This window comes from Roseovarius sp. D0-M9, from assembly GCF_037083805.1.
GTDB lineage: Bacteria > Pseudomonadota > Alphaproteobacteria > Rhodobacterales > Rhodobacteraceae > Roseovarius.
The window spans coordinates 1-614 of the sequence record NZ_JBAPKZ010000138.1; the positions used below are offsets into that span (position 1 = coordinate 1).

Genomic DNA, 614 nt, shown 5'->3' on the forward strand with positions numbered 1-614 from the left:
CCTGCCGTGGTCTATTGGCTGAGAAAAGACAAAACCCAACCCGATCAGCAGGTGCAAAAAGTAGCTTAATTTACGCCAGATCCTGTCCAAGGAATGGGGAGTAGCTCAGTAGTGTTGCATTCGCACAAGGCGGTCGAAGCAATACTGGTCACCCTGGAACTCATCATGATGCGCGATCAGCAGTTCTTTGCACAGGCGATCCTCGCTTGGCATGAATTGCCAGTCGCCATTATCCCATTTACGCAAAAGCGAAGGCGTAAGTTCATAGATGGTGTCGCTGTGGCCTCGGAAGAAGGTCTCGGTCGACGGTTTTGCCGACGATGCGTAAAGCAATTGAAGGAATGCCTCCACGCTATCGGCTATGCCAAGAATCTTCTTGTCGCGTGGCGGGGGCTGGATTTCTGCCCCGATACCAGCGGGCGGCTCGTGGCTCGCGATTAGATTAGCAAGATCGGGTTTGCAATTGGCCAATCTGGACAGCACTTCTTGCGCGTCGCCTTCCCGGATTGCCCAGTGCGTGCGGTACAGCTGGAACCTATCCGCGCCGAAAACCGACCCGGCCGTTTCAATGTCGTCGAATATAACTGGTCCCTTCTCGTTCCGTGTGGGTAGTC

At 54.2% G+C, this 614-nt stretch carries 1 protein-coding gene; it reads right to left on the minus strand.

Features of this window, described 5'->3' with window-relative positions:
• Positions 1-105: 105 nt before the first annotated feature.
• Positions 106-614: hypothetical protein (locus V8352_RS21905; protein WP_336426366.1), on the minus strand; the 509-nt coding region annotated here is incomplete at its 5' end.